Below are 24,399 nucleotides of genomic sequence, written 5' to 3'. Positions count from 1 at the left end.
GCACTGCACTGCCGCCTTCCTGCAGAGATGAATGTGATGGACCGTCAGCCGATGCGCCAGCGGGCGATCGCCTCCTCGTCCAGGACGGCACCGATGCCGGGCCGGGCCGGTACCTCGACGAATCCGTCGGAGCTGATCTGCAGCGGCTCGGCGAGCATGAAGTCCCGGCGTTCCGGGGTCCAACCCGGCGGGTCGTGCGGGAACTCGAAGTACGGTCCCCCGCCCACGCCGGCGCTGACGTGCAGATTCGCCAGCACGCCGATGCCGTTGGTCCAGCTGTGCGGGGTGAAGAACCGGTGCTTGAACTGGGCGAGCTCGGCCAGGGTTCGCGAGCGCAGCATCCCCACCGCCAGAACCACGTCCATCTGGTAGATGTCCAAGACGTCGTGTTCGAGGTAGTCCACAAGCGCGCCGAAGGAGTCCAGCATCTCCCCGCCGGCGATCCTCACCCCGGTCTCCGCCCGCAGTGCCCTGAGCCCGGCGGCGTCAGCGTAGGGCAGCGGCTCCTCGACCCAGTAGACCCCGAGCTCGCGCAGTCGCTCCACGGTGCGCCGCACCGAGCCGAGGTCCAGCGCGGGCTCCACGTCCCCGGACATCCGCCATGCCTGGTTGAGGTCGACCATGATCTCGAAGTCCGAGCCGACCGCCTCGCGGGTGGCGGCCACTGTCGCGAGTCCCTCCTCCAGGCGGTTGCGGTCGATGCGGATCTTCATCGCCTGGAAGCCCTGCTCCCGCAGCGCCAAGGCCGACTCCGCCCGCGCCGCAGGGGGTTTCAGCTCCCCGCAGGAGGCGTAGGCGCGCAGCCTGGAGTGCACGTTCCCGAAGAGTGTGGCCACCGGTTGCCCGGTGACCTGCCCGATGATGTCCCACAGGGCGACCTCCAACGGCCAGTACCGGCCGGAGTGGAAGTTCATGGTCTCGATGACCCGCACGTGGCGCACGATGTCCAGCGGGTCGCGGCCGACGAAGAGGTCCTGGTAGGCGTCGAAACCGTCCATGGTGTCGCCGGAGCCGATCCCGGTGATCCCCTCGTCGGTCTCCACGCGCACGATCGTCGCAGCGGCGCGGGTACGCGGAAGCGGGTCCCAGGCCGCGTGGAAGGGCGGGTCGAGATGCAGGCTGAGGCGTTCCAGCCGGATGGCGGTGATCTTCACAGAGCCGCTCCGGCGTTCGGTGCGGCCTCGACCGACGGCGTGTAGAAGGGGTTGCGCACCTCGGCGCGGGCGGCCAGCACGGCGTCCACCGTCGGCTCCCCGGCAGCACCGGCGGCGAGCGCGTTCCTGGTGGCCGCGCGGTTGTTCCGGTACACCTCGTCGGCATCGTAGGCGGCCCAGTCCACCCATACGGCCGCGATCAGCAGCAGGTCGTCGGCGGCGTCTTTGGGGATGATCCCCTCCGCGACCGCGTCGGCGACCCCGCCGGCCACGCCTGCCTGGGCCGCGCCCCAGGTCATCGTCGCGTGGGTGTCCCCGCGGATGTCCGCCTTGTTGACGAAGAGAGTCAGCGGCTTGACCGGCAGGCTTGGCTGCAGCACCGCCACGAAGGGCGCGTACCCGGCCCTGGGGGTGGCCAGCGCTGTGGCCCAGGCCGCCTCCGCCGCCGAACCCCTGCGGCCCAGCACGGTGTTGAGGTGGGCGGCGTTGGGGCCGCTGCCCGTGAAGGACTCGCCGATCAGGACGCTCGCGCCGTAGGTGCCTGACGTGTCGGTCATCCGATGAATCCCTGCTGCTTGAGCCAGGTCTGCGCCACCTGGTCGGGGGTCTCGCCCTTGACGTCGACATCTGCGTTCAGCTCGCGCAGCGTGGCGTTGTCCAGCTTGGCCGCGATGGGGGCGATGATCTGTGCGATGGCCGGGTACTTCTGCGCAGTTTCGGCACGCAGCGTCAGAGCCGGGTTGTAGACAGGGAAGAACTGCTTGTCGTCGTCCAGCGTCGTCAGCTTGAGGTTCGCGATCCGGCCGTCGGTGGCGAACACCTCACCGAACGTGCAGGTGGTGCCCTTGGCGGTCTCTGTGTAGACCACGCCGGTGTCCACCAGCTTGATGTTGCTCTTGGGGATGTCGATCCCGTAGGCCTTGGCCACCCCGGGCCAGCCGTCATTGCGGGTGGAGAACTCGCTCTCCAGGCAGACGGTGGCGTCGGCCGGGTGGGTCTTGGCGAATGCGGCCAGGTCGGAGAGGGACCTGATGCCCCACTGCTGCGCCTTGTCCGCTCGGACTGCCAGCGCGTAGGTGTTGTTGGCGGGCGCGGGTGCCAGCCACTGGATGCCGTTCTTGCTGAGGTCCTCCTGGGAGACGGCCTGGAACTGGGCCGCCGCGCCCTTGATCGGGTCGGTGTGCTTGAGGTAGCCGATCCAGCCGGTGCCGGTGTACTCCCAGTACATGTCCACGTTCTTGGACACCAGCGCGGCACGGGTGTTGGCGCTGCCCTTGATGTTGGTCTTGTCGGTCACCTTGGCGCCTGCGGCCTCCAGGGCAAACTTGGTGATCTCGCCGAGGACGATGCTCTCGCTGAAGTCCTTGGAGCTGACGACGAGGGTCTGGCCCTTGAGGGAATCGTCGACCTTGATCGACCCGGCTCCCACGACAGCCTTCGCACCGCTGTTGCTGTCGGTGGTCACATGAGTGCTGCAGCCGGCCAGCGCCAGCGAGGACAGCGCGGTCAGAAGGGCTGCGGGTCTGAGGTAGTGGTGGCGGTGTGCGGACATGGGGTACCCCCAGAGGAAGGGAAAGTGGCTGACGGACGGAAGGTGAGTCAGTGACGTCGCGGACGAGAACGGCGAACCGGCGCGGGCGGCGGCCGGTCTTCTGGCACCGGGCCTAGCGTGGGCGGTTCAGGTCCTCGACGACTGCGCCGAGCCAGTCGACGAGCAGAGCCAGCGAGGCGACCAGCACCGCACCGGTGATCAGCACCGGCATGCGCTGGAGCTTGATCCCGTTGACGATCATGTCGCCGAGGCCTCCGGCGTTGACGAAGGTAGCCAGGGTGCCCACGCCGACGTTGAGCACCAGAGCGGTGCGCACGCCGGCCAGGATGACCGGTAGGGCCAGGGGGATCTCGATGCGGAGCAGCACGGCCAGCGGGCTCATCCCGATGCCCCGTGCCGCGTCGACGATCGGGGCGTCGACCTGCCGGATGCCGACGATGGTGTTGCGCAGCACCGGCAGTACCGAGTAGGCCACCAGTGCGATCACGGCTGTCGAGAAGCCGATGCCGCGCCAGACGGAGAGCAGGACCAGAAGGCCGATCGCAGGCGTGGCCTGCCCGATGTTGGCGACTCCTGTGGCCAGGGGTGCCAGCCAGCGCATCGGTCCGCGAGTCAGCACGATCCCGGAGCTCAAGGCGATGACCAGGACGAACACGGTGGAGACCAGGGTCAGCCAGAGGTGCTCGCGGACGGCCGAGGCGATGTAGCCGGTGTTGAGGGTGCGCTGTTCGATCGAGTCCAGCGGGGCAGAGTGCACCCAGAGATAGAGGCCCAGCAGGGCGGTGACCACGACGGCGGGGGTGGCCAGTCGGCCCAGGCCGACGCGTCGGACTCGTCGGGGTGCCGGGCCCGCGACCGCGGTGGGAATGACAGCGCTGCTCATGCCGCACCCTCCGTCGGGACGGACCCGGCGGCACCCTCCAGTGCGGCCTCGGCACGGGGGTCGGCCGTCGGCGCGGTGTCACCGATCGCCCGCATCAGCGTGTCGATGCCGACCAGTCCCTGCAGCCTGCCGTCCGCGTCCAGCACTCCCACCTGGGTCGAGGCTGCCGCGACCATGGCGTCCAGTGCCGCGTGCAGCGTCGCGTCGGCGGGCAGCGAGGCCGGCGGCTTCCGTCCCGGGGCCGGCTCCCAGGCGACGTCGGAGAGTCGCCGCAGGTTCAGACGCTTCAGCGAGGCGCCGGCGCCGACGAACCGCGCCACCACCTCGTCCGCCGGGTGGGCCAGGATGTTCTCCGGTGTGTCGAACTGCCGTATGAGCGAGCCCTCGCCGAGCACGGCGATCCGGTCCCCCATCCGGATCGCCTCGTCGAAGTCGTGAGTGACGAAGACGATGGTCTTCCGGATGATCTTCTGCAGGCGCAGGAACTCGCTCTGCAGATGCTCCCTGGTGATGGGGTCGGTGGCTCCGAAGGGTTCGTCCATCAGCATCACCGGCGGGTCCGCCGCCAGTGCCCGGGCGACCCCGACGCGTTGCTGCTGGCCGCCCGAGAGCTGGCGGGGCAGGCGGTCGCGGTACTCGACGGCGCCCAGTCCGACCAGGTCGAGCAGTTCGTCGACCCGTTGTTCCACCCGCCTGCGATCCCAGCCGAGCATGCGCGGAACGATGGAGACGTTCTTGGCCACCGTCATGTGGGGGAACAGTCCGACCTGCTGGATGGCATAGCCGATGCTGCGTCTCAGCTGGTTCTGATCGGCCGACAGGATGTCGCGCCCGTTGACCCGGATGCTGCCGGAGGTGGGCTCGATCATACGGTTGACCATCCGCATGGTGGTGGTCTTCCCGCAACCGGAAGGACCGACGAGGACCACGATCTCGCCGGCGGCGATGTCCATGGAGAAATCGTCGACTGCGGGTCTCGCCTGGCCTTGGTACATCTTGCGGACCTGGCGAAGGCTGATCATCGGCTCAGACGACACGGAGGCTCCTGCGGAAGAGGGCGAGCGGGGACCAGCCGGTCCGGACGCCGCGGGGGACGGTGAGGAATCCGACCAGCACCAGCGCAAGGTCGAACAGCAGCGCGAGTACGATCACGCCGATCGTGCCGACCAGCGCACGGTTCGTGGAGTTGACTCCGCCGAGGTCGGAGAGCCCGTCGAAGATCTGGTTGCCGAGCCCTGGGCCTCCGACGTAAGCGGCGATGGCCGCGATCCCCATGATCATTTGGGTGGACACCCGGATGCCTGCCAGCACCACCGGCCAAGCGATCGGGAACTCCACCGTGGCGAGCGAACGCAGTCGGCCCATGCCCACTCCGCGCGCCGCCTCGGTGAGAGCCGGGTCTACTTCGGCCAGACCGACCACCGTGTTTCGGATGATCGGGAGCAGCGCATAGATCACCAGGGCCACCACAGTGGGCGCGTAGCCCAGACCGAGGGGCCCGATGAGGACCCCGAGCAGTGCGAACGAAGGGATCGTCAGCGCCGCCGCCGAGAGCGAGATCGCCAGCGAACTGAGCCGGGGCTTGCGATAGGTCAGCGCCCCGGTGAGGACTCCGATGACCGTCGCGATCCCCATCGAGACCAGGACGACTCCGGCGTGCTCCTGTGCCTGGGCGATCAGGATGTCTTGCCGACTCTGCAGGAACTCCCAGAGTGTCACTCTTCCTCCTCCTCCAACGAGGCCGCTGCGGGCAACGGCGCCGCATCCCGTTACGTCCGTGTTTCGGGCTTGGCCAGGAACGTAGACAGCAGTGGCAGCCAACGCAATGGGGGAGGCGCAAATCGAAACCTGGCTTGCGCTGAGCACAACTCTTGCGCCACGCAGCGCATCGGATGCATTCTTCGGCGAGGGAGTTGCCGGATCGACCGAGGGTGGGGCCATGACGCAGCCAGCCGCGAAGGGGTACGGCCTGCGTCGGGACGTGGAGCTCTTGGAGGCACTCGTCGCGGACGACGCCGGGCGGCGGGGCGGGCTCGGGGTGGTACGCCTGGCCGAGCTCACCGGGCGAGAAAAGAGCCAGGTGTCGCGGGCACTCAAGAGCCTCGAGGCCGAAGGAATCGTCGAGCGGGACCCCGACACCTTGGAGTACCGGATCGGCTGGCGACTGTTCTCCCTCGTCGCGCGCAGCACGGAGGACCGGCTGCTGCGGGTGGCCGAACCGGTGATGCACGAACTGAGCCACGATATCGGCGAGACGTCCCATCTGTGCGAGCTGCGGGGACAGGCCGTGCTGACGCTTCTGAGCATCTCCCCCGGACATGCCTTCCGTGCCTACGGCTGGGAGGGCAGAGGAGTGCCAGTCCACTGCACCTCGGCGGGCCGGGTACTGCTGATGAACGCCACCCCGGACGAACTCGCCGTCCGCTTCACCGAGGGCTGGGCCGCCGACCCCGAGCAACCGGGCGGCGTGCACTCGATCGCCGATCTCCACGCCCAGGTGGAAATCGCGAGGCGGGCCGGCTTCGCCTTGGTGGACGAGGAGTTCGAGCCGGGACTGGTCGGCGCGTCCGCTCCTATCCGGGACTTCCGAGGCCGGATCATCGCGGCGATCAACATCTCCGCTCCGAAGGAGCGCCTGGGCAGCCGACTGGAAGAGGCCGGCCGGACGACCATGGCCGCGGCCAACCGGATCTCGGCCCGCCTCGGTTGGGAACCGCGCCATCGCGACCACCGCACCCACAGGCTGACCTGAGGGCGCGCCCAGCGGTTCTCGGTACCCGGGTGGGAGTGCGTGCCGCGGCCTCGCCCACGACTGCCAGCCACCCTGTCCGTGCGGGCGCCGACAAATCATCCGTGCCGGTCGGGGCACTGATCAGTCATCACGGGCTGCACGCAGGCCCACGGGGAGGGTTCTGGCGCGGCATCATGATCTGCTGCGCTGCAGCACCAGCACCAGACGCATAAGCCGACATTGCGCCCGGCGACCGGTTCCTGCTCACCAATCCGCTCCACCACCTGTCGACGGACCTCATCCGCGATCGCGACACCAAGTTCACCGCTGGCGGTCTGAGTCCGGCAATGTTCTCCGGGATCGCCGTGGCAGAAGTCGTCGCGTCCCTCGGCCAGGCGGTGCCTCAGCTCCCACGCGCCCGAGGCCGGGGAAGTGTCCGGCCGGGGCGCGGCGGTGTCGTGCCCAGGCTGGAGCCGGCGGTCGCGGATCCGTTGGTGACGAAGACGAGGTCCTGGGGTGCACACCTTCGCGGTGACGCTTGCTCAGGAGTGGGAAGAAGGCAGCGATCACCGCACGGTCCCCGCGGCTGAAGACCGGCTTGGGGCTGCCGCTGCGCTGCAGGATCGCCAGCTGCTGACGGAGCACCAGGATCTCGACGTCCTTGGCCACGGAGGAGCACGCCAGCAGACGCAGCCAGCTGAGCAGGAACCAGCCGAACCGGTAGGCGAGACGAATCGTCACGACCCCCAAGCGTGCGGTGCCGGGCTCGCACACACCCTCCAAGTGATCACATCGTGACCCTGAAGCCGCAGCTCAGCGCAGGTGACAGGATTGTCGGCACCCACAGGCCTCGGCCCGGTCTGGCCGGCCCGCCGGCCCGCCAGCGCGTCGGGGCGGCGCCTGGCCTGGATCGGACGGAGAATCGACCGGAGCGGGACGTGGCTGAAAGGGAACCCATGGGGAATCAGCAGCACGGGCGTTCGTCTTGGGCACCGATGGAGGTGCCGACCTTCCGCCTGTTGTGGCTGGCGCAAATGGTCTCGAACATCGGCACCTGGATGCAGACGGTGGGCGCCCAGTGGATGCTCGTACACCAGCCCCACGCGGCCCTTCTCACATCGGCGGTGCAGGCGGCCAGCCTGCTGCCAGTGCTGTTCGTCTCCTTGCCGGCCGGCGTGCTCGCGGACCTGCTCGATCGCCGGCACATCCTGCTGGCACTGTCGACGATCATGGGCGTGCTCGCCGCGACACTCGCCGGACTGACGCAGGCGGGGCTCGCCACACCCACGGTCCTACTGATCGTCACCTTCCTCATGGGATGCGGTCAGGCCATGACGAACCCGGCCTGGCAGGCGATCCAACCGGAGCTGGTCCCTCGCGAGCTGATCCCCCAGGCAGCCTCCCTCAACAGCCTCAACGTCAACGTCGCCCGAGCGGTCGGCCCCGCGCTGGCCGGGCTGCTCGTGGCACTCACCGGCCCAGCGGTCGTCTTCACGGTGAACGCCGCCAGCTTCGTCGTCGTCGCGCTGGCCGTCTATGCCTGGCACCGGCCCGCAGACAAACTCCGGGGCAGTGAAGCGCCTGTACCTGCACTCCACGCCGGGGTTCGATACGTGCGCCACGCACCCGGCGTGCGGCGGATCCTGGTCCGTTGCGCGCTGTTCGTGGTTCCCGCCTCAGCACTATGGGCGCTGCTGCCCGTGACCGCCGGCAGCAACCTGCACCTGGGCTCAGGAGGCTACGGCCTGCTCCTCGGGGCTTTGGGCGTCGGTGCCATCGTCGGCGCCCTGTCGATCAAGCGGCTACGGGCCGCCGTGTCCGAGAACGTCCTGCTCGCCTTGGGGGGCGTCGTGTTCGCCGGCGGCACCGTCGCCAGCGCGACCCTGCACAGCTTGCCTGCCCTGACGGTCGCTCTCCTGCCCACTGGGGCGGCCTGGCTGGTCAACCTGTCGACCTTCAACACCGAATTGCAGCTCCGACTGCCCGGGTGGGTCCGGGCCCGCGGGCTCGCCGTCTACCTCGTCGTCTTCATGGGGGGACAGGGCATCGGTTCGCTGGCCTGGGGCGCGATGGCCAGCGCGGTCGGGCTCACCCAGGCACTGCTGGCCGCTGCTGCACTGCTGGTGGCAGCCACCGCCACACTGCTTTGGTGGCCGGTCATCCACACCGCAGCCCCGCTCGACCGTTCGATTGTGTCCACATGGCCGGAGCCTGCGCTGATGCTCGACGCGGTTCCGGACGACACACCAGTGCTCGTCCTCGTGGAGTACACCATCGCCGCCGAAGAGGTCGATGCCTTCATTGCCGCGATGCGCCCGGTCGAACAGTCCCGCAGGCGAACCGGCGCCGCGCGGTGGGACCTGTACTGCGACAGCGCAGCACCTGAGCGCTTCACCGAGGTCTTCCAGGTCGCCTCCTGGTCCGAGCACCTGCTGCAGCACTCTGCCCGCACCACCGGCTTCGACCAGCAACTTCTACAGGACGTGCGCTCCCTCGCCCAGGACCCGCCACAGGTCCGCCACCTCCTCCCTCCCACCAGCCGCTCCTCCAGCGTCGACGAGGCCCAAGAATACTGAGCGTCTCGTGCGGCCGGTTTCGAGGATGCACGCCTGCTGTTGCCGCGCGTCGGGGGCAGAGGTAGCGTCGGAAACCTTGGCCCTCGGGGGGCGAATGGAGCGCGAAATGGTCAGTCTTCCGATCCGGGACCCCAAGGTCGATGCGCTTCTGACGCCCACGAACTCGGCCTTGGTGATCATCGACTACCAGCCGGTACAGGTGAAGTCGGTCACGTCCATGGACCAAGACCATCTGGTGCGCAACATCGTCCGCGTCGCCCGGACCGCCGTCGCGTACCAACTTCCCATGGTGGTCTCGACGGTGAACGTGACCACGGGGCGCAACGCCCCCACCATTGAGCCGTTGCAGAAGGCGATCGGGGATGTCGAGCAGATCGACCGCACGAGCATCAACGCCTGGGAGGACGGCGACTTCGTGAAGGCGGTCAAGGCCACCGGGCGAACCAAGCTGATCATGACCGCGCTATGGACCGAGGCCTGCCTGACCTTCCCAGCCCTGGACGCGATGCGAGAGGGCTACGAGGTGTATCCGATCGTGGACGCGGTCGGCGGCACCTCCGTGGAGGCACACGAGGCCGCGCTGGACCGCATCACCCAGGCCGGTGGGCATCAGATCAGCTGGGTGCAGCTGATCTGCGAACTGCAGCGCGACTGGAACCGCGCAGCCACCCGAGACGACTTCACGTCAATCCTCTTCGAACACGGCGAACCGCCCGCGTGATTGACGCCTGGGCGGTCTCGACGAGTCTCGAACGAACCCGGAGCGGTTCAACGACCTGTGAGCCGTCACGGCAGCAGCCGCGCAGTCACCTGTCCGCGGGCCCATGGAGCCGCAGGAATAGCCGCTGGGGGCCGCGGCACCGACGACCGCGATCGGCCATGCCACAGCCCGGCGCCCCGGACGCGACCACCCTCGGAATCGCCACAGGTGGGCAGTGAGTCACGGCTAGCAGGAGCACGGCGAGGGCGAGCTGGTCGTCAGGTCATCGCGGACGGCAAGGGCTCCGCCCTGGCCCACCTTCCCTCCGGCGCCTTCCGGGCCAACGCCGCCTCATGGGCGGTGAGGCGAGGGCACTGCTTACCGCTACCGGACCCTGAAGCCTTCGGCGCAGGCGGTAGGTCTCGCTTCCGGATCCACGCTTGAGCGCTGCCGGGCACCAGATGCCTGAAGCCAGACGAGCGGGCTCCGGTCGGGTGTGGTGGCAGTGGTCGGCATCGTCCGAGCCGTACAACACTCCTGGGGCCTGGACCTCTTAAGACAGAGCCGGCGTCGGTGCCGCCCACCGTCACCACACCAACCGAGGGCCCTGCGGGCAGCTGGGGTCACGAACGGCTAATCGGATGACGGGCCATCAGACCCCTTCAATTAGGGAGACGCGTGCCCCTGCGCGGCTGCGACCAGCAGCGACACTGTCCAGCCGGGTCGAGGTCAGGCGCGGGTACTTCCCGACGTCGAGGGGAACGATGCTGTTCCGGGGCGACAGCGGCTACTTCGCCCGCAGCTCGCCGTGCGAATCGTTGGCCCGCCAGGGCCTGTCCGGCTCGGGGCGCGGCGCAAGGGCCGGCCCTGTGGCGGTCACAGTGGTCCACGAGGACGTGGATCGAGGCCCTGGACCATATTCGGGTCGGAGGTCTTTCACGCAGGCTCTTCGTCTGTCGGGTCGGGTGTGTCGGCGTGCTCCTGGACCTCGTCCGGCTCGTGGGTCGCCGTCCGAGCCTCGAATGCGGTCAACGCGATGAGTGTCACGCTGACCACGGCGAGTGCCGCGAGTGCGGACAGGTGTCGGGCCACGGGGATCAGGAGGAGCAGGGCTGCGGCGGCGCCCAGTTGCGCGGGCGGCACCGTTCGGACGGTCGACCTGGCGAAGGCCGCTCGACCCAGCAGATACCCGGCGGCCCCTGCGTACAGGACGGTTGCCGCGGGCCAGCTCAGAGGCGCGCCGCCATTCGAAGCGCTGCTGTCGCTCACAGCCGACAGCACCTCGCGGGCACCCAGTGCCAGGTAGAGGACGCCGGCGATCAGCAGGAAGTGGACCATCGTGTAGGCGTCGCGGGCGATCTGGGCGCGGCGGCTGGGTGGTGCCTGCTCCAGTGCGTTCTCCGCGGCGCCGGCGACGTTCTCGAAGTAGAGCAGCCACAGGCAGACGACGGCCACGAATCCGAGTGCTGCGGCGACGAGCACCATCTTCCTGGACACCGAATCGCCGGCCCCCGTTCCGGCGGAGATCAGGGATTCGCCCAACACGATGATCAGGACCATGCGGTGGCGTTCGGCGAAGTGACCCGGGCTGCGGACCTTCCACCCGCCAACGCCGGAGGCGATCCTGCCCCCGCCGAAGTCGATGACGAACGCGGCGGCCCACAAGGCCGTCTGCCAACCCCCCGCGAGTACAGCTCCGGCGATGAGCGCGATCTGCGAGAAGGTCTGCGGGATCGCGTCGGCCAGCAGCTGGACGCGCAGCCTGCGGTCGTCGGCGGCGGACAGCAGGTACAGGCCGAAGTAGACCAGCCGCACGACGGTGAAGGCCAAGGCCAGGATCAGCGGCGCGTCCACCGTCCCGGTGTGGCGGCTCCACGCGTCCGGCATCACCAGCCCGGCGACGAAAAGCGCCGCCATCACCACCAGCATCCCAGCCCGGACCAGACCACGGTCGGTCCGCACCCGGTTGCCCAGCCAGACGTAGGCCGTCCAGGACCACCACAGCAGCAACAGCAGGATCAATCCCCGGGCCAGGGTGAGGGCCGTCAGTGACCGCGCCATGAACGAGACCACCCGCGTGATCGCGAACACGAAGACCAAGTCGAAGAAGATCTCGAAGGAGGTCACCTGGTGGGACTCGGCGGTCACCGCCGGGTGCCGCCACGAGACGTCTGCCATCGGCCCAGACTACCCGCCTCCCCCGGGGCCGACGCCGGAGCTCACCACCGGTCCCGGATGCGAAGCAGCCCGCCGGCAAGTCGACGTTCCACCGCCTCAAGGGCCCGGAATACCCACTCCGATGATCGGTCCTCCGCGCCTGCCTCGTTGATCATCACATGTGCTACGGGGATGCCCGTACAAGCGAGCTGATCTGCGCGGTCTTCGAGCGAATGACGCCTCGCCGATGTCCGCCGGGCCGCGGCGGACGACCCGAGCGGCCACAGCCTGTTCATCATGGCCCAGCCAGCCGAACGCTAGACACCCGCTACACCTCCAGGAAAGGATCGTCTGGGCGCGGCAGCCCTGACGCCAGGCTGAGAAGGCACCCTTAGCCCGGGCGCACGGCGGCCGGGTCAGGGTCCGCGGCGACTGCGGGGGTGTCTGTCCTGGTACTGCGCTCTGCGGGTGGCGGGTTGTAGCTGTTCGACAGTTACCCCTGACGTTCGCCGCCCGCCGCCTCGAACTCACCGCGACTGGACCTGATCAAGCCAGTCGCGGCCCGCTGGAGCTGGAGGAGTTCCAGGCCGCAACGGGTCACGTCGTCCCCCGTGTCGCCGCTGCCATCAGCGGACCACCAGTACCAGCCTGCCTCGTGCGTTGCCGTGCTCGCTGGCGCGATGCGCCTTGGCGATCTCAGCGAGGGGGAAGGTCCGGTCGACGGGGAGCCAGAACCGCCCGGCATCGATCAACTCGCCCACCTCGGCGAGCGCGTGGAAGGCGTGGCCGTCGGCGAATCCGTTGCTGAAATGCACGCCGTGCTCCTTGGAACCCTCGAAGTCGGCGAGTGTCACCACGTTCTGCGAGCCGCCTGCGAGGTCGATGAGCTGGGGCAGGATGCCGTTCCCGGCGACATCGAGTGCGTGATCGACACCGCCGGGGGCCAGCGCGCGAACCCGCTTGACCATGCCTTCGCCGTACGTCACGGGTTCCGCGCCCAACGAGTGCAGATAGCTCTGGTTGGCGGCACCGGCGACGCCGAGCACGCGCGCGCCGCGAGCGACGGCGAGTTGGACGGCTGTGCCGCCGATCCCGCCGGTGGCGCCGTTGATGAGCAGCGTGCTTCCGGCGCCGACTTGGAGCTGGTCGAGGCCGCGCGTCGCTGTTTCGAGGGCGACGGGCAGTGCGGCGGCGTCGATGAACCCGAGGGAGGGGGGAATGATCGCGCGGTGGGTCAGCAGGGCCAGCTCGGCCGCGCCGGCGCCGTCGTCGGAAACGCCGAACACCCGGTCGCCGACGGCAACGTCGGTCACGCCGTCGCCGACCTCGTCGACCACGCCCGCGATGTCGCGGCCTGTGGTCTGCGGGAGCGCTGCGCCGAAGCTCAACAGGCCCTTGCGCAGTTTCCAGTCCGTGGCGCTGACGCCGGCCGCGTGCACGACGATCCGGACCTGGCCGGGGGCCGGGTGCGGGTCGGGGAGGTCCACGATTTCCAGGACCTCGGGCTCTCCGAATGCGCTGAACTGTGCTGCCTTCATGATGCTCCTCTCAACTGCTTGTTTTGGAACCTTGGTGGCGGGGGTGTCGCCTTGCCCTGGAGGCGGGGGCTGGTTGCCCTGGAGGCGGGGGCTGGAGAGGGATCGAGTCGACTCGGGTGCGCGCCCGCCGTGACAGGCGTGGACGGGCATCAGAGCGCAGCGGCGGGTGCGGTACCCCCGACTGGCAGTGGGCCGCTGCGGAACAGGGCGGCGGCCAGTACGGCGGTGCCCAGGAATACCAACGCCGCGATCCAGAACACCTGGTGGTAGCCGGCGACGGTCGCGTCGGTGATGGTCGCCGCCTGCGCGGCCGTCGCTGCGTGCGCGTGGAGATGGCCCGTGATCGCCGACGCGGCGAGGGAGCTGAACACGGCTGTCCCGATCGACAGAACGGCCAGGGCGATCCATCGGTTCGCGGCACGGGGTCCGCCGCTGCCTGCGGCACCGCGACTGCGGGCAATGCTGAGGGCGGCCGGTCGGCCGGCTTCTAAGGGGGTGGTGTCAGCGCTCATGGTGACCTTCTCTGTGTCAGGTGAGTCCACGGAAGAGTTGTCCGACTGCGAAGTCGAAGCGGTCGTGTCCCTCGCCGGAGGTCACTTCCCGTGCATGCGCGACCGTGTTCGGGAAGCGGTCGGCGGGCAGCATCATGAAACGCTCGATGACTTCAGCGTTTTCCACGATCGGCCCTGCGGCGGCCTCCTGGGGAACCCGCCGCAGCCAGACGAGGCTGTAGGCGCTGATGTACTGGAACGCGCCATCGATCGCCCACGCGGCGCACTGCGGTGCCGCTCCTCCAGCCAGGAGGATCGCGAACAGGCCTTCATAGATCCGGAGCGCGTCCAGGCTTTGCGGGGTGCTTTCCAATGCGGCGTGTGCGATGCCCGGGTAGCGGAGGTACAGGTCGCGCATCTGCCGACAGACGTCGAGGACCTGGGCCCGCCACTGCGCGGGATCCGGCACGGGCAACGTGATGCGTGAGCACAGCTCTCCGATCATCAGATCGTCGAGCGCCGCCTTGTCGCGCACGTGCGCGTACAGCGCCCCCGGACTGGCCTGCAGTGCGGCGGCGACACGTCGCATCGTCAAAGCCTCGTACCCGTCGACCTCGACGAGCTGGAGCGCGGCGTCCACGATCCGGCCGGCCGTGAGGGGTTCCCTGCGGGACGGGGGCGCGCTCGGTGCGGCGTCCAGTGCTGCGATCTGCGCCGCCCACTGCTCAAGGGAACTGTTGTCGCGCGAAGTGCGCCTCTTGGCCATGGCTCGACGGTAGCACCAAGAGTGAACAGTGTTCAATGAATGAACGCTCCTTATTGAATGAACACTGTTCATGATGCGCACCACCTACCCGGCCAAGAACCCGATCAACCCACCCTCGTCACGACGGAAGCGGTCCGCGGTTCAGCCATCTGCGCGGAGAACCGGGGAGGGATGGCGTTGTCGAGTTGAGTGAGGGCGGCGGGCCTGGTGGCCATCAGGCCTCCACGGTTGTCGGGCAGCGTGCCGGCCCGGTCAGCGTGTGTGACGATCCCGGACCAGCGGTTGTGGTCCTGCGCGGTCACATTCCGCCTGAAAGCCGACAAACGGAGAGCGCAGTGTCGGCTTCGTGCTGGGATGAGGCGAGCCGCAGGCGCGATAAGTCCGTCGTGTCCGGTTCTCTGCAGGTGCTCAGCGGGCGAATATGGGGCGGTGCCGTGGTGACGAAGACCGACGAGCCATTCAGAGCGTTGCTGGAGGCAGCGCCGGACGCGATGGTGATCGTCGACGGCGCCGGTGTCATCCGGCTGGTCAACGCGCAGACCGAGGCGCTGTTCGGATACCCGCGCGAGGAACTGCTCGGCCGCCCCATCGAGGTCCTGGTGCCGGAGCGGTTCCGCAGCCAGCACTCCGGGCATCGCCGCGGGTACCTGGCCAATCAGCAGGTCCGCCCCATGGGTGCGGGGCTGGAGCTGTACGGGTTGCGCAAGGACGGGCGGGAGTTCCCGGTCGAGATCAGCCTCAGTCCGCTGCAAACTCCCGACGGGCTCCTGGTCTCGGCCGCCGTTCGGGACGTCAGCGAGCGCAAGGCGGCTGAGGAGCGGTTTCGGGGTCTGCTCGAGTCGGCGCCGGACGCGATGGTGATCGTCGACGACGCAGGTGTCATCCGGCTGGTCAACGCGCAGACCGAGGTGCTGTTCGGATACCGGCGCGAGGAGCTGCTGGGCCAGCTGGTGGACGTGCTCGTGCCCAAGCGCTTCCGGGGCAACCATCCGACGCGCCGGCACGCCTACGTGGACAACCGTCGGGTGCGGCCGATGGGTGCGGGCCTGGAACTGTTCGGGCTGCGCAAGGACGGACGGGAGGTCCCGGTCGAGATCAGCCTCAGCCCGCTGGAGACCCCCGACGGCATGCTGGTCTCCGCCGCGATCCGCGATGTCAGCGAACGCCGAGCGGCCGAAAGGAAGTTGAACGAACTCGCCGTGATCGCCGAGTCCTCGCAGGATGCGATCCTGGCCAAGACCCCGGAGGGGGTCATCACCTACTGGAACGCTTCCGCCGAACGCATCTACGGCTACCCGGCGAGCCAGGCGCTCGGCCGTCACGTCGCGTTCCTGGCCCCCGAGGACCGCCAGGACGAGATCGCGGAACTGCTGCGCCGGCTGGGCCAGGGCGAGGAGATCGAAAACTTCGAGACCCTCCGTGTCGCCCGCGGCGGACGGCTGCTGGACGTCGATGTCACGCTGTGGCCGATCCGGGACCGCGACGGCGCCATCACCGGTTCCTGCGCGATCGTCCGCGACATCGCCGACCGCAAGCGGGCAGAGGCGGCCTTGGCCACCCTGTACGAGCAGCAGCGCCACGTGGCACTAACTCTGCAGCGCAGCTTGATGGGCTCGCCACCTCCCGTCCCTGGCATGGCCACCGCCAGCCGCTACTTTCCCGCTCGTCAGGGTGCGGGAGTGGGCGGCGATTGGTTCGACCTCGTCGCCCTGGGTACCGGCCAGGTCGGCGTGCTCATCGGCGATGTCATGGGCCGGGGCCTGGAGGCTGCGGCGGTGATGGGTCAGCTCCGCTCGGCGGCGCACGCGCTGGCGAAGACCGGTATGCCGCCCTGGCAGCTGATGCAGGCCCTGGATGCGGTGGTGTCCGAGTTCCCCGATCAGCTGGTCACCTGCTGCTACCTGGTACTCGATCCGGATGCTGGGGAAGTGAGCGTGTGCTCGGCCGGGCATCTCCCGGTACTACTGGTCGAGCCAGATGGCCGCGCACGGGCACTTCCGGTCCCGGTCAGCGTCCCGCTGGGAGTCGGCGAGGTCCCGCACCAGCAGACTACCCTTCGCGTGATGGCCGGCTCGGTCCTCGCGCTCTACACCGACGGCCTGGCGGAGACCCCGCAGAGCGACATCGAACTCCAACTGGGCGCGCTGTGCGTGGCCTTGGAGAAGACAGTCTCCGACTGCTGCGATCTGGAGGAGACCGCGGACGCGGTGCTCGCCGCCCTGTTACCCGACCCTGAGGACTACGGCGACGACGTCACCCTGCTGCTGGCCCGTGTCCCGCAGATCCCGGTCACGACGGTCTCCGCGACCTTGCCTGCCCGGCCCTCGGGCGTCAGCGAGGGCCGCCGCATCCTGCGACGCACCCTGAACTCCTCGGACTGCGAGGAGATCAGCGACACCGCCTGCCTGCTGGCCTCCGAACTGCTGACCAACGCGGTCAAACACGCCTGCGGACCCCTGCGCGTGCGCGTACGTCGGACCGAGGACGAAGTCAGCATCGAGGTCTGTGACGGCAGTCCGTTCCTCCCCCACGCACGGCTGGCGGGAACCGACGCAGAGTCAGGCCGCGGCCTGCTCCTCGTCGAGTCCCTGGCCGGCACCTGGGGTACCCGGCCCACCAGCGAAGGCAAGGCCGTGTGGTTCGCACTGCCACTGGCACCGCGCGCCTGACGCGGTCGAGGCGTCCGGGTGGGTGCTACAGGGTTCCGTGGATCTTCGGCGGGTCGAGGTCGATCTTGCGGTCGTCGAAGGTGTAGCAGAGCTGGTCGTGGCCGGCAACGACGCCGTCCACGGAGCGGCACAGGCGCAGCGCGATGGGGAGCAGGCTCTGGCGCAGCACCTCGCCGCGCAGGGTGACCACGCCGTCCGTCACCTCGACGCGCACGGCGGTGGGGGCGAGGTACAGGGTGCGTTCCAGCACCTCTTGGGTGTTCTCCTCGCGGATCGCGGTGTGGTGGCGCAGGAAGACGCGCAGCAGGTCGCTGCGGCTGACGATGCCGGACCAGTGGGCCGGTCTCGTCGATCACCGGTAGGCGCTTGACGTGGTGACGGTCCATCATCCGGGTGGCCTCCACCACGCTCCACTCCGGGCGGGTGGTGAACACTGTGGTGGTCATCAGGCCTTCGGCGGTCTCGGCCTCCGCGCGCTCCCGGTCCCTGGGGCGCGGCCACAGCTGGCCGGTGCGGCCCTGGGGGTCGGGCTGGGCCCCGGACCCCAGCGATGACTCGACTCAACTCGCTGTAGTGCACGATGCGCCACCCACGATCTGCACGCAGGTCTGGATCAACGAACCGAAACAGCAGGCAGAACCTGCATAACAGTCTTCATTGCATCAAATCATCTCATGGGACGTGACACGTTCCGGTGAGATCCCATGTGTCTTGTGAGCGTTAACAACCTGGTTGTGGATTGTTTGATCTCCCGTGTCATGTACCCCCTAGGTTCCTAGGGCACCGGCTCGTCCAGGACGCCGGAACGTTTGCGATGGAAAGAGCCATGGGCGCATCAACCACCTTGAACAGACGGGCACTTCTGAGAAGCGCGATCGCCCTCTCGGCGGGGCTGGCAGCCGCGCCCGTGCTCCCCGCGCCGATCGCCGCCGCGCGCGAAACCGAGGCGACGGCGGGGACCTCGGCGCTCGACGCGATGCTGCCCTTCGTCGACCACTACACCAGCAACATCAGCGCCGACCTGGCCGCCGCGTCCAACGCGGCGGTCGACATCCTGTCCGGCATGGCCCGGCTCTGGCGGACCGGGACCGCCTGGAACAACGGGACGGTACTCGACCGGGAGGTGCTGCGGGCGAACGTGCGGCACTGCATCAAGGTCACCAACACCCGTACCAACGACCAGGCCAAGCAGGCGTTCATCCACGACCGCCAGGACCAGAGCTACGGCATGATCGACGCCCTGGGCCCGCTCGCAGGGCTCTACAAGACCGGCGCCCTGGCTGTCACCAGCATCACCTCTGCCCCCGACGGCACCCCGCCGACCACGATCAACGATGTGGTACCCCCGGGCGCTCCGGCCGGATCGGCCACCGGCGCCGGTTCCACCAGCTCCCAACTCGGCGCCGTGGTCACGCTGATGCAGACCCTGCGCGGCAACTACTCCTCCGGCAACCCGTCCAAGCTCGCCTACCTGTACCCCCGGCCCTGGCGGATGACGGAGGACAGCGAGGTCGTCGACACCGGCGCCGTCGACGCATTCGGCTACCCGGTCTACAAGTCCGAGGTCGTGGTGGCCCCGCAACTGCTGCGCCAGCGAAGCACCACACCGGCCACCGACGACGGCTACCCCAGCGGGCACACCAACGCCTTCTTCCTGGCCGGCCTCGCCTACGCCTACGCCGTCCCTGAGCGCTTCCAGGAGCTGGTGACCCGGGCCTACGAGTTGGCCGACTCGCGCATCGTGGCGGGCATGCACTCCGCCGTCGACGTACTCGGCGGCCGGGTCCTCGCCACCGCGCTGGCCGCCGCCATCCTGAGCGACCCGGCCAACGCCACCGTCAAGACCGCCGCCCGCAACCAGGCACTTTCCTACTTCGAGGCGCAGACCGGTACCACCGCGGACACGCTCAACGCCTTCGCGCACGCGGCCGACACCTCCACCGACCCCTACGCCGACCGAGCAGCCAACGCCGCCGCCGTAGCGCCGCTGCTCACCTACGGCCTGCCCGCGCGCGGTTGCCCGGACGACAGCCCGATGACGGTGCCCAAGGGCGCCGAGGTACTGCTGGAGACCCGGCTGCCCTACCTGGACGCGAGTCAGCGCCGCGAGGTGCTGCGGACGACCGCGCTCCCGGCCGGCCACCCGGTACTGGACGGACCGGAGTCGTGGGGACGGTTGAACCTCTTTGCCGCGGCCGACGGCTACGGTGCTTTCGACGCGGACGTGGTGTTGGCGATGGACGCCGCCGCAGGCGGCTTCAACGCCGCCGACACCTGGCACAACGACATCGCCGGACGAGGCGGCCTGACCAAGCAGGGCACCGGCACGCTGACCCTCACCGGGAACAACCGCTACACCGGCGACACCTGGGTGCGGCAGGGTGTCCTGGGCGCCGGGTCAGGCGGCGCCCTCGGTCGGGGAGGCGTCCGGATCGACGGCGGCACGCTGTATCTCGCGGCGGCCGGGCCCGTCCAGGTACACGGCTCCGGCATGCTGAACGGCGGCACCCTGGACGTCACCCCTCACCGGCACGACGGACCCACGCTATGGGTGGCACGCACCGTGCGGCTCGGCTGGGACAGCATGCTGACGATCCGTCTGTCCCAGGTCGCTGACCTGTGCCCCGGTCAAGAACTGCAGATCATCAGCGCCCGCGGGCTGACCGGTCGATTCGGCTCGATCAGTGTTGACCTCCCGGGCTACCGGGTCGAGCCCCGCTACAGCTCCACGGGGCTGTCCGTACGCATCGTCACCGGCAACTAACCCACCACTGAACGGCGCGCGCACGATAGCACGACCACGACATCCTCACTCCTCCCCGGAGACCCCATGCGCAAGCCCCGCACGCGAGCCCTCGCCGCCGCCCTTCTAGGGTCTGTCCGGCCGATCTTCGCGGCTGCGGGCATCAGCGGCTCCGCCGCGGGGCGCACGCCGTCGCAGTGACACCATGCGGCTCCGCCCCGTGGCGCTGCCTCGCAAGGCGGCGGAGCGCCCTTCGTAGCGGAGCTACCAGGGCGGCGCGCCAACGCGGCGAGGTGCCGTCACGGCCTGCTGCGTATCGGGTGGACGCGGGTGCAGCCGTCGAGGGGGCTTGTCCCGGGGATCGGCAGTTGCGCCCCGCCCAGGTTCGTCCAAGCCGGTCCGAGGTCGTCCAAAGTCGGGGATCCATCCGCAGGAGGGGATCAATCCCCACAGCGGCTGCACTGCGACCGGCAAGCGCCCCCGCAAGTCTCGCCGCCACGGCCCGAAGCGTCCCTCCTGACCGCCCTGGCCCAGCACTTGCAGCAGTGACCCTGTTGGCGGGCCGGGGCGGTCGTCAGCGTCGTGGCGTGACGACTACCGGTGCTGCTGGGTCGCGGCCTGGTGGGCCACCGGGACTCCTCGCTCCCCGGCCGGGCATGTCAGTCGACCGGACCGAGAGCTCGTTTGCGCGATTCGCCATCGCGGTCCGCGCGAGAGTGGGATGTGCCCAGGTTCTGTCGGACCGAGTCCAGGATGGTCAGTCCCTGGCCGACGAGCCCGGCGGCGATCTCGCCCAGTCCGTCGGCGCCGTTCAGCACATTGACGTTGGCGCCGGCCAGGCCGCCGGCGGCCTCCTTGACGATCAGCGGGAGCTGGTCGATCAGCAGCCGGTCCAGCGCCACACGGTCGTTGGACGCCGCCGCCTCCGCCTGGATCCTCATCCGCTCGGCATCGGCCAGTGCCAGCACCCGGATCCGCTCGGCCTCCGCCTCGGCGGGACGCACGATCTCCGCGACCAGCTGCTGCTGCCGCAGCCCGGCCGCCCGCTGAGCCAGCTCGGTCTGCGCCGTCAGCACCTCCTGCTGGGCGTGTGCGGCGGCCAGCGGCCCAGCCTGCGCGGCCTGCGCCTGAACCCGATCCACCTCCGCGTTGTACTGCGCCCGGACCACCGCGGTCCGCCGGGCGTACTCGGCCTGGTTCCGCTCCGCCTCCTGCTGCGCCTCGACCGAGGCCTGGGTGGCCTGGGCCTGGGCGATCTTCGCCTGCCGCTGTATCGCGGCCTGGTGCGGGGCGGCCATCGCCGAGATGTAGCCGGTCTGGCCGTCGTCGATCGACTGGATCTGCAGCGAGTCGACGATCAGGCCGATCTTGCCCATCTCCGCCTTCGAGGTGTCCAGCACCTCGGTGGCCAGCTTCTGCCGCTCGGTGACGATCTCCTCGACCGTCATCGAACCGATGATCGACCGCAGGTGGCCGGCGAAGATCCGCCCGGTGAGCACCGACATCTGATCCTGGTCAGACAGGAACCGCTGGCCGGCGTTGACGATGCTCTCCTTGTCGTTGCCGACCTTGAACGCGATCACCGCGCGCACCGTCAGCGCGATGCCCTGGTGGGTAACACAGTTCTCGTCCACCTCCGCCTCGCACATCGCCAGCGTCAGGAAACGGGTCTTGCGAAAGACCGGCAGCACGTAGGCCCCGTGGCCGGTCACCACGCGGAACGGCGCGGCTCCCATGCCGCGCTGGCCTCCGGAGATCAGCATCGCCTGGTCCGGAGCGGGAACTCGATAACCGAACATGATCATCTCCTCTGTGGACATCACCCCCGCGGGATCCGATCGGGTCGCCGTGCGGCGGGCTGTTCCTCCGGACGCCTCTCGGTTCCGGCACCACCCCGCACCAGGAGCCGACCACCGCCAGCCGACCGCCGCCCTGGGCCGAATGGGGAAGCCGCCTTGGTGACCTTGCCGATTCCCGAATCGAAGACCAAGGATGTGTCACTCTCTCCATCGTGCACCCGCAGGACCCCCAACACCTTCTCGCTGGCCCCGCAGAAGCGGGTGCCGAGGGCCTGTGCGGCGTCGTTCACGGGGTTTCCTTGTCGGGTCGCGGACCTTGACAACGGCTGGCATTGGGGCTGATCCCGCGCTCAAGCGGCTGGTGCCGCCCATCGGGCCGCGTGCTCCTGGACGAACTGGGTGAAGGTGCGGGGCGGACGGCCCGTCAGGTCGAGCACCGCGGTGCTGACCTTGTCTTCGCGGTCGGCCCGGACGCTGGCGTCGGCGGCGGCGAGGATCGCGGCGAACCCTGCGGGTATGCCCGCAGCCCGCCGATCGGCCGCCTGCTGGTCCGCACTCGCATGGACCACCCGGACCGGCCGTCCGGTGCCGGCGGTGATGATCGCCGCCGCCTCCCAGTGATTCAGCGCCTGCGGGCCGGTGAGCAGGTAGTCACGCTGATCGCCGGCGACTGCGTCAAGATCAGTCAGCAGGGCCGCGGCGGCTGCCGCGATGTCCCGCACGTCGATCCACCCCAGCCGACCGTCACCGGCGGCGGTGCGGATCTCACCGTCTCGCCGGATCCGCGCGCCCAGGGGGTGCGGGCTCAGGAAGTTCTGCATGAACCCGGATGGGCGCAGCACGACCCAGCCGGGCTGGGCCCGGACCTGGGCGGCCAGTTCCGGCGCCCTGGGGGCAAGGGGGATGGCGGAGCCGAGAAGCACCACCCTGCGCACGCCGAGGCGCTGCGCCTCGGCCAGGAACGGCCCGACCGTCGGCACCGGGTCCAGGCTCTGCCCCGGAGGCACCACGAAGACCCGGTCCTGTCCGTCCAGAGCGGCCGGATGGGTGGCCGGATCATCCCAGTCGAACCGGATCGCATCCGGGTCGTCGGCGGCCGGGTTACGGCTGCCCACCCGAACCGGCACGCCTCTGCCGCGCAGCAGTCCTACCAGCTCGCGACCGGTCTTCCCGGTGCCGCCAGTCACCAGTACGCCGGTCATCGGGTCGGCTCCTCGGAAGTACGTGGCACGGTGCCTCCTTCAATCAGGGCTGACGCGAACGTGCCGACGGCGAGGACGGGCAGCCAGACTGTCGACAGATTGATTGATACTTGTCGAAGCATCACAGGATGCGACAGTAGGCTAAAGTTCGATGTACGTCAAACGATGAGGAGGCGACGGATGCCGCGTGCACTACCCGAACCCTCGGTCGAATCCTTCGATCTCACCGTCATTCTCAGCGCGCTGGCCGAACCAGGCAGGCGAGCGTTGATGACCGAGCTGTATCGCGGTTCGGAGCCGATCGACTGCGCGGTCATCGCCGAGAAGGCCGACCTTGGCCTGAGCAGCCCGACGATCTCCCACCACTACCGCGTCCTGCGGGAAGCGGGCCTGATCAGGACCGTCGCAGAAGGACGCAAGCGGATCGTCACAGTGCGCCGCGGCGACGTGGAGGCGCGTTTCCCCGGCCTGCTAAGCGCAGTGCTCACGGGGCGATAAGCGAGTCTTCTGCCGTTGGGGGGTCACCTCGGACGGCGTGCGGTGACCAGCCAGGCGGTGCTGCGAAGACGCACCTGGCCATCGGCCTCGTGCATGCGCAGGAAGTCCGTCAGCGCCTCGCGGGCCCGGACGCGCGTCTCCTGGTCGGCCTCGCTGGTCAAGTAGCGTCCCGGTCCGCTGTTCAGCAGGAAGGAAGCGACGTCGGCGGCGTCTGGCCCCCAGTTCGCCTGCACCTCGAGCCGCTCGCTTCGGACGTCAGCGAATCCGGCCGAGGTAAGCACGGCGTGGATGCGGTCGGGGTCCGCCAGCGAAAACATGCCTGGGCCGCCCGAGTTGGTGAAGTCACCCACCGGCAGGTGGGCGCGCAGTGCGCCGATGGCTCGGACCCAGTCATTGCCGCCGGGGTCCGCCGCACAGATGAAGGCCACACGCCCGCCCGGGCGCAGCGCGCGGGCGACGTTGGTGAACGCGGCGGCGGGGTCGGCGAAGAACATCACGCCGTAGCGGCTGATGGCCACGTCGAAGGCAGCGGACTGAAGCGGGTGGACCTGGGCGTCGCCCTGTTCGAAGCCGACGTTGTCGATGCTCTCCGCGCGTGCGGTGGCGCGGGCGCGTTCCAGCATCGGGGCGGAGAGGTCCAGGCCGAGGGCGTGGCCGTGAGGTGCGCGCTGCGCGGCCAGGCGGGTGGTGCGGCCGGCTCCGCAGCCCACGTCCAGGATCCGGTCGGCCTCGGCGATCGTTGCGGCGGTGAGCAGCGGTTCGTTGAACCCCTCGTTGACGGTGTCCCAGCGCTGCTGGTTGCGGGCCCAGTGTTCGCCTTCGTAGCCGTTCCACGCCTGTGCCTGGTCGGTGTTGACGATCTGCGTCATGGGTGCCTCCTGCAGTCTGCGGAGCTCAGAGCCCCTAGAATGGGCGCATGCCCATACAGTATGGGCGCTTG

Annotated in this window: 21 protein-coding genes and 1 pseudogene; 7 read left to right on the top strand and 15 right to left on the bottom strand. The window is 69.2% G+C overall.

Features of this window, described 5'->3' with window-relative positions; all coding sequences use genetic code 11:
• Positions 1-44 precede the first annotated feature (44 nt).
• The 6 genes from ABIA33_RS24310 to ABIA33_RS24285 all read right to left on the bottom strand — a co-directional run bounded on the left by ABIA33_RS24310 (position 45) and on the right by ABIA33_RS24285 (position 5,308).
• A complete protein-coding gene (locus tag ABIA33_RS24310) occupies positions 45-1,154 on the bottom strand; it encodes a mandelate racemase/muconate lactonizing enzyme family protein (RefSeq protein ID WP_370084529.1) in 1,110 nt (369 codons plus the stop codon).
• Complete coding sequence (gene fae, locus ABIA33_RS24305) at positions 1,151-1,711, bottom strand: formaldehyde-activating enzyme (protein ID WP_370084528.1); 561 nt, start codon at positions 1,709-1,711, stop codon at positions 1,151-1,153. The genes ABIA33_RS24310 and fae overlap by 4 nt, the downstream gene beginning before the upstream one ends.
• The gene (locus tag ABIA33_RS24300; RefSeq protein WP_370084526.1) at positions 1,708-2,706 is read right to left on the bottom strand and encodes a glycine betaine ABC transporter substrate-binding protein; all 999 of its coding nucleotides are present in this window, start codon (positions 2,704-2,706) and stop codon (positions 1,708-1,710) included. Before ABIA33_RS24300 ends, fae begins: the two co-directional genes overlap by 4 nt.
• 112 nt (positions 2,707-2,818) lie before the next feature.
• Positions 2,819-3,589 (bottom strand): ABC transporter permease, encoded by a 771-nt coding sequence (locus ABIA33_RS24295; RefSeq protein ID WP_370084525.1) that lies wholly within the window; start codon positions 3,587-3,589, stop codon positions 2,819-2,821.
• The gene (locus ABIA33_RS24290; RefSeq protein ID WP_370084524.1) at positions 3,586-4,626 is read right to left on the bottom strand and encodes an ABC transporter ATP-binding protein; all 1,041 of its coding nucleotides are present in this window, start codon (positions 4,624-4,626) and stop codon (positions 3,586-3,588) included. Before ABIA33_RS24290 ends, ABIA33_RS24295 begins: the two co-directional genes overlap by 4 nt.
• The gene (locus tag ABIA33_RS24285) at positions 4,616-5,308 is read right to left on the bottom strand and encodes an ABC transporter permease (protein ID WP_370084523.1); all 693 of its coding nucleotides are present in this window, start codon (positions 5,306-5,308) and stop codon (positions 4,616-4,618) included. The genes ABIA33_RS24290 and ABIA33_RS24285 overlap by 11 nt, the downstream gene beginning before the upstream one ends.
• Positions 5,309-5,528: 220 nt before the next feature.
• On the opposite strand from ABIA33_RS24285, the gene ABIA33_RS24280 reads away from it, so the two are divergent.
• The 4 genes from ABIA33_RS24280 (at position 5,529) to ABIA33_RS24265 (ending at position 9,617) form a co-directional block, all read left to right on the top strand.
• Positions 5,529-6,341, top strand: a complete 813-nt coding sequence (locus ABIA33_RS24280) for an IclR family transcriptional regulator (protein ID WP_370084522.1) — start codon at positions 5,529-5,531, stop codon at positions 6,339-6,341.
• Between the two features lie 495 nt (positions 6,342-6,836).
• Complete coding sequence (locus tag ABIA33_RS24275; protein WP_370084520.1) at positions 6,837-7,118, top strand: hypothetical protein; 282 nt, start codon at positions 6,837-6,839, stop codon at positions 7,116-7,118.
• A 197-nt stretch (positions 7,119-7,315) separates the two neighbouring features.
• Positions 7,316-8,896 carry an MFS transporter gene (locus ABIA33_RS24270; RefSeq protein WP_370084519.1) on the top strand — a complete coding sequence of 527 codons (1,581 nt, stop codon included), beginning with the start codon at positions 7,316-7,318 and terminating at the stop codon, positions 8,894-8,896.
• Positions 8,897-9,002: 106 nt separating this feature from the next.
• Positions 9,003-9,617: a hydrolase gene (locus ABIA33_RS24265; protein WP_370084518.1), complete on the top strand. Its 615-nt coding sequence runs from the start codon at positions 9,003-9,005 to the stop codon at positions 9,615-9,617.
• Positions 9,618-10,532: 915 nt separating this feature from the next.
• Here the strand turns inward: ABIA33_RS24265 and ABIA33_RS24260 are convergent.
• From ABIA33_RS24260 to ABIA33_RS24245, 4 genes are all read right to left on the bottom strand, one after another.
• Positions 10,533-11,774 (bottom strand): low temperature requirement protein A, encoded by a 1,242-nt coding sequence (locus ABIA33_RS24260; protein WP_370084517.1) that lies wholly within the window; start codon positions 11,772-11,774, stop codon positions 10,533-10,535.
• Between the two features lie 605 nt (positions 11,775-12,379).
• Positions 12,380-13,291 (bottom strand): NADP-dependent oxidoreductase, encoded by a 912-nt coding sequence (locus tag ABIA33_RS24255; RefSeq protein ID WP_370084516.1) that lies wholly within the window; start codon positions 13,289-13,291, stop codon positions 12,380-12,382.
• 149 nt (positions 13,292-13,440) lie between these two features.
• The gene (locus tag ABIA33_RS24250) at positions 13,441-13,803 is read right to left on the bottom strand and encodes a hypothetical protein (protein ID WP_370084515.1); all 363 of its coding nucleotides are present in this window, start codon (positions 13,801-13,803) and stop codon (positions 13,441-13,443) included.
• Positions 13,804-13,819: 16 nt separating this feature from the next.
• Entirely contained in the window at positions 13,820-14,548 is a 729-nt protein-coding gene (locus ABIA33_RS24245; protein WP_370084514.1) for a TetR/AcrR family transcriptional regulator, read from the bottom strand.
• 386 nt (positions 14,549-14,934) lie between these two features.
• Here ABIA33_RS24245 and ABIA33_RS24240 point away from each other — a divergent pair, with 386 nt between their 5' ends.
• Positions 14,935-17,217 carry a PAS domain S-box protein gene (locus ABIA33_RS24240; protein ID WP_370084513.1) on the top strand — a complete coding sequence of 761 codons (2,283 nt, stop codon included), beginning with the start codon at positions 14,935-14,937 and terminating at the stop codon, positions 17,215-17,217.
• A 25-nt stretch (positions 17,218-17,242) separates the two neighbouring features.
• Here the strand turns inward: ABIA33_RS24240 and ABIA33_RS24235 are convergent, their stop codons facing one another.
• Positions 17,243-17,467 (bottom strand): BON domain-containing protein, encoded by a 225-nt coding sequence (locus tag ABIA33_RS24235; RefSeq protein WP_370084511.1) that lies wholly within the window; start codon positions 17,465-17,467, stop codon positions 17,243-17,245.
• A 142-nt stretch (positions 17,468-17,609) separates the two neighbouring features.
• Positions 17,610-17,663: pseudogene (locus ABIA33_RS24230) on the bottom strand (hypothetical protein); the annotation flags it as partial.
• A gap of 380 nt (positions 17,664-18,043) precedes the next feature.
• Here ABIA33_RS24230 and ABIA33_RS24225 point away from each other — a divergent pair.
• Complete coding sequence (locus ABIA33_RS24225) at positions 18,044-19,981, top strand: phosphatase PAP2 family protein (protein ID WP_370084510.1); 1,938 nt, start codon at positions 18,044-18,046, stop codon at positions 19,979-19,981.
• Positions 19,982-20,619: 638 nt separating this feature from the next.
• On the opposite strand, the gene ABIA33_RS24220 is transcribed toward ABIA33_RS24225, so the two are convergent.
• Together ABIA33_RS24220 and ABIA33_RS24215 are read right to left on the bottom strand one after the other, a co-directional pair.
• Positions 20,620-21,759 carry an SPFH domain-containing protein gene (locus ABIA33_RS24220; protein ID WP_370084509.1) on the bottom strand — a complete coding sequence of 380 codons (1,140 nt, stop codon included), beginning with the start codon at positions 21,757-21,759 and terminating at the stop codon, positions 20,620-20,622.
• Positions 21,760-22,109: 350 nt separating this feature from the next.
• On the bottom strand, positions 22,110-22,961 hold the full coding sequence (locus ABIA33_RS24215; RefSeq protein ID WP_370084508.1) for an NAD(P)H-binding protein: 852 nt from the start codon (positions 22,959-22,961) through the stop codon (positions 22,110-22,112).
• A 180-nt stretch (positions 22,962-23,141) separates the two neighbouring features.
• Between ABIA33_RS24215 and ABIA33_RS24210 the strand changes: the two genes are divergently transcribed.
• Positions 23,142-23,459: an ArsR/SmtB family transcription factor gene (locus ABIA33_RS24210; RefSeq protein ID WP_370084507.1), complete on the top strand. Its 318-nt coding sequence runs from the start codon at positions 23,142-23,144 to the stop codon at positions 23,457-23,459.
• A 23-nt stretch (positions 23,460-23,482) separates the two neighbouring features.
• On the opposite strand, the gene ABIA33_RS24205 is transcribed toward ABIA33_RS24210, so the two are convergent.
• Positions 23,483-24,328 carry a class I SAM-dependent methyltransferase gene (locus ABIA33_RS24205; protein ID WP_370084506.1) on the bottom strand — a complete coding sequence of 282 codons (846 nt, stop codon included), beginning with the start codon at positions 24,326-24,328 and terminating at the stop codon, positions 23,483-23,485.
• Between the last annotated feature and the right edge of the window lie 71 nt (positions 24,329-24,399).

The organism is Streptacidiphilus sp. MAP12-16 (assembly GCF_041262165.1).
Classification (GTDB): domain Bacteria; phylum Actinomycetota; class Actinomycetes; order Streptomycetales; family Streptomycetaceae; genus Streptacidiphilus.
The sequence above is the reverse complement of the archived record's forward strand: the minus strand, read 5'-3'. Positions and strand labels throughout refer to the sequence as shown.

Bases quoted from the DNA above. Each gene is read 5' to 3' on its own strand.
- ABIA33_RS24220 (WP_370084509.1), bottom strand. From the start codon at position 21,759: ATGTTCGGTTATCGAGTTCCCGCTCCGGACCAGGCGATGCTGATCTCC.
- ABIA33_RS24215 (WP_370084508.1), bottom strand. From the start codon at position 22,961: ATGACCGGCGTACTGGTGACTGGCGGCACCGGGAAGACCGGTCGCGAG.
- ABIA33_RS24225 (WP_370084510.1), top strand. From the start codon at position 18,044: ATGGGCGCATCAACCACCTTGAACAGACGGGCACTTCTGAGAAGCGCG.
- ABIA33_RS24295 (WP_370084525.1), bottom strand. From the start codon at position 3,589: ATGAGCAGCGCTGTCATTCCCACCGCGGTCGCGGGCCCGGCACCCCGA.
- ABIA33_RS24250 (WP_370084515.1), bottom strand. From the start codon at position 13,803: ATGAGCGCTGACACCACCCCCTTAGAAGCCGGCCGACCGGCCGCCCTC.
- ABIA33_RS24265 (WP_370084518.1), top strand. From the start codon at position 9,003: ATGGTCAGTCTTCCGATCCGGGACCCCAAGGTCGATGCGCTTCTGACG.
- ABIA33_RS24255 (WP_370084516.1), bottom strand. From the start codon at position 13,291: ATGAAGGCAGCACAGTTCAGCGCATTCGGAGAGCCCGAGGTCCTGGAA.
- ABIA33_RS24205 (WP_370084506.1), bottom strand. From the start codon at position 24,328: ATGACGCAGATCGTCAACACCGACCAGGCACAGGCGTGGAACGGCTAC.
- ABIA33_RS24300 (WP_370084526.1), bottom strand. From the start codon at position 2,706: ATGTCCGCACACCGCCACCACTACCTCAGACCCGCAGCCCTTCTGACC.
- ABIA33_RS24270 (WP_370084519.1), top strand. From the start codon at position 7,316: ATGGAGGTGCCGACCTTCCGCCTGTTGTGGCTGGCGCAAATGGTCTCG.
- ABIA33_RS24245 (WP_370084514.1), bottom strand. From the start codon at position 14,548: ATGGCCAAGAGGCGCACTTCGCGCGACAACAGTTCCCTTGAGCAGTGG.
- ABIA33_RS24210 (WP_370084507.1), top strand. From the start codon at position 23,142: ATGCCGCGTGCACTACCCGAACCCTCGGTCGAATCCTTCGATCTCACC.
- fae (WP_370084528.1), bottom strand. From the start codon at position 1,711: ATGACCGACACGTCAGGCACCTACGGCGCGAGCGTCCTGATCGGCGAG.
- ABIA33_RS24260 (WP_370084517.1), bottom strand. From the start codon at position 11,774: ATGGCAGACGTCTCGTGGCGGCACCCGGCGGTGACCGCCGAGTCCCAC.
- ABIA33_RS24280 (WP_370084522.1), top strand. From the start codon at position 5,529: ATGACGCAGCCAGCCGCGAAGGGGTACGGCCTGCGTCGGGACGTGGAG.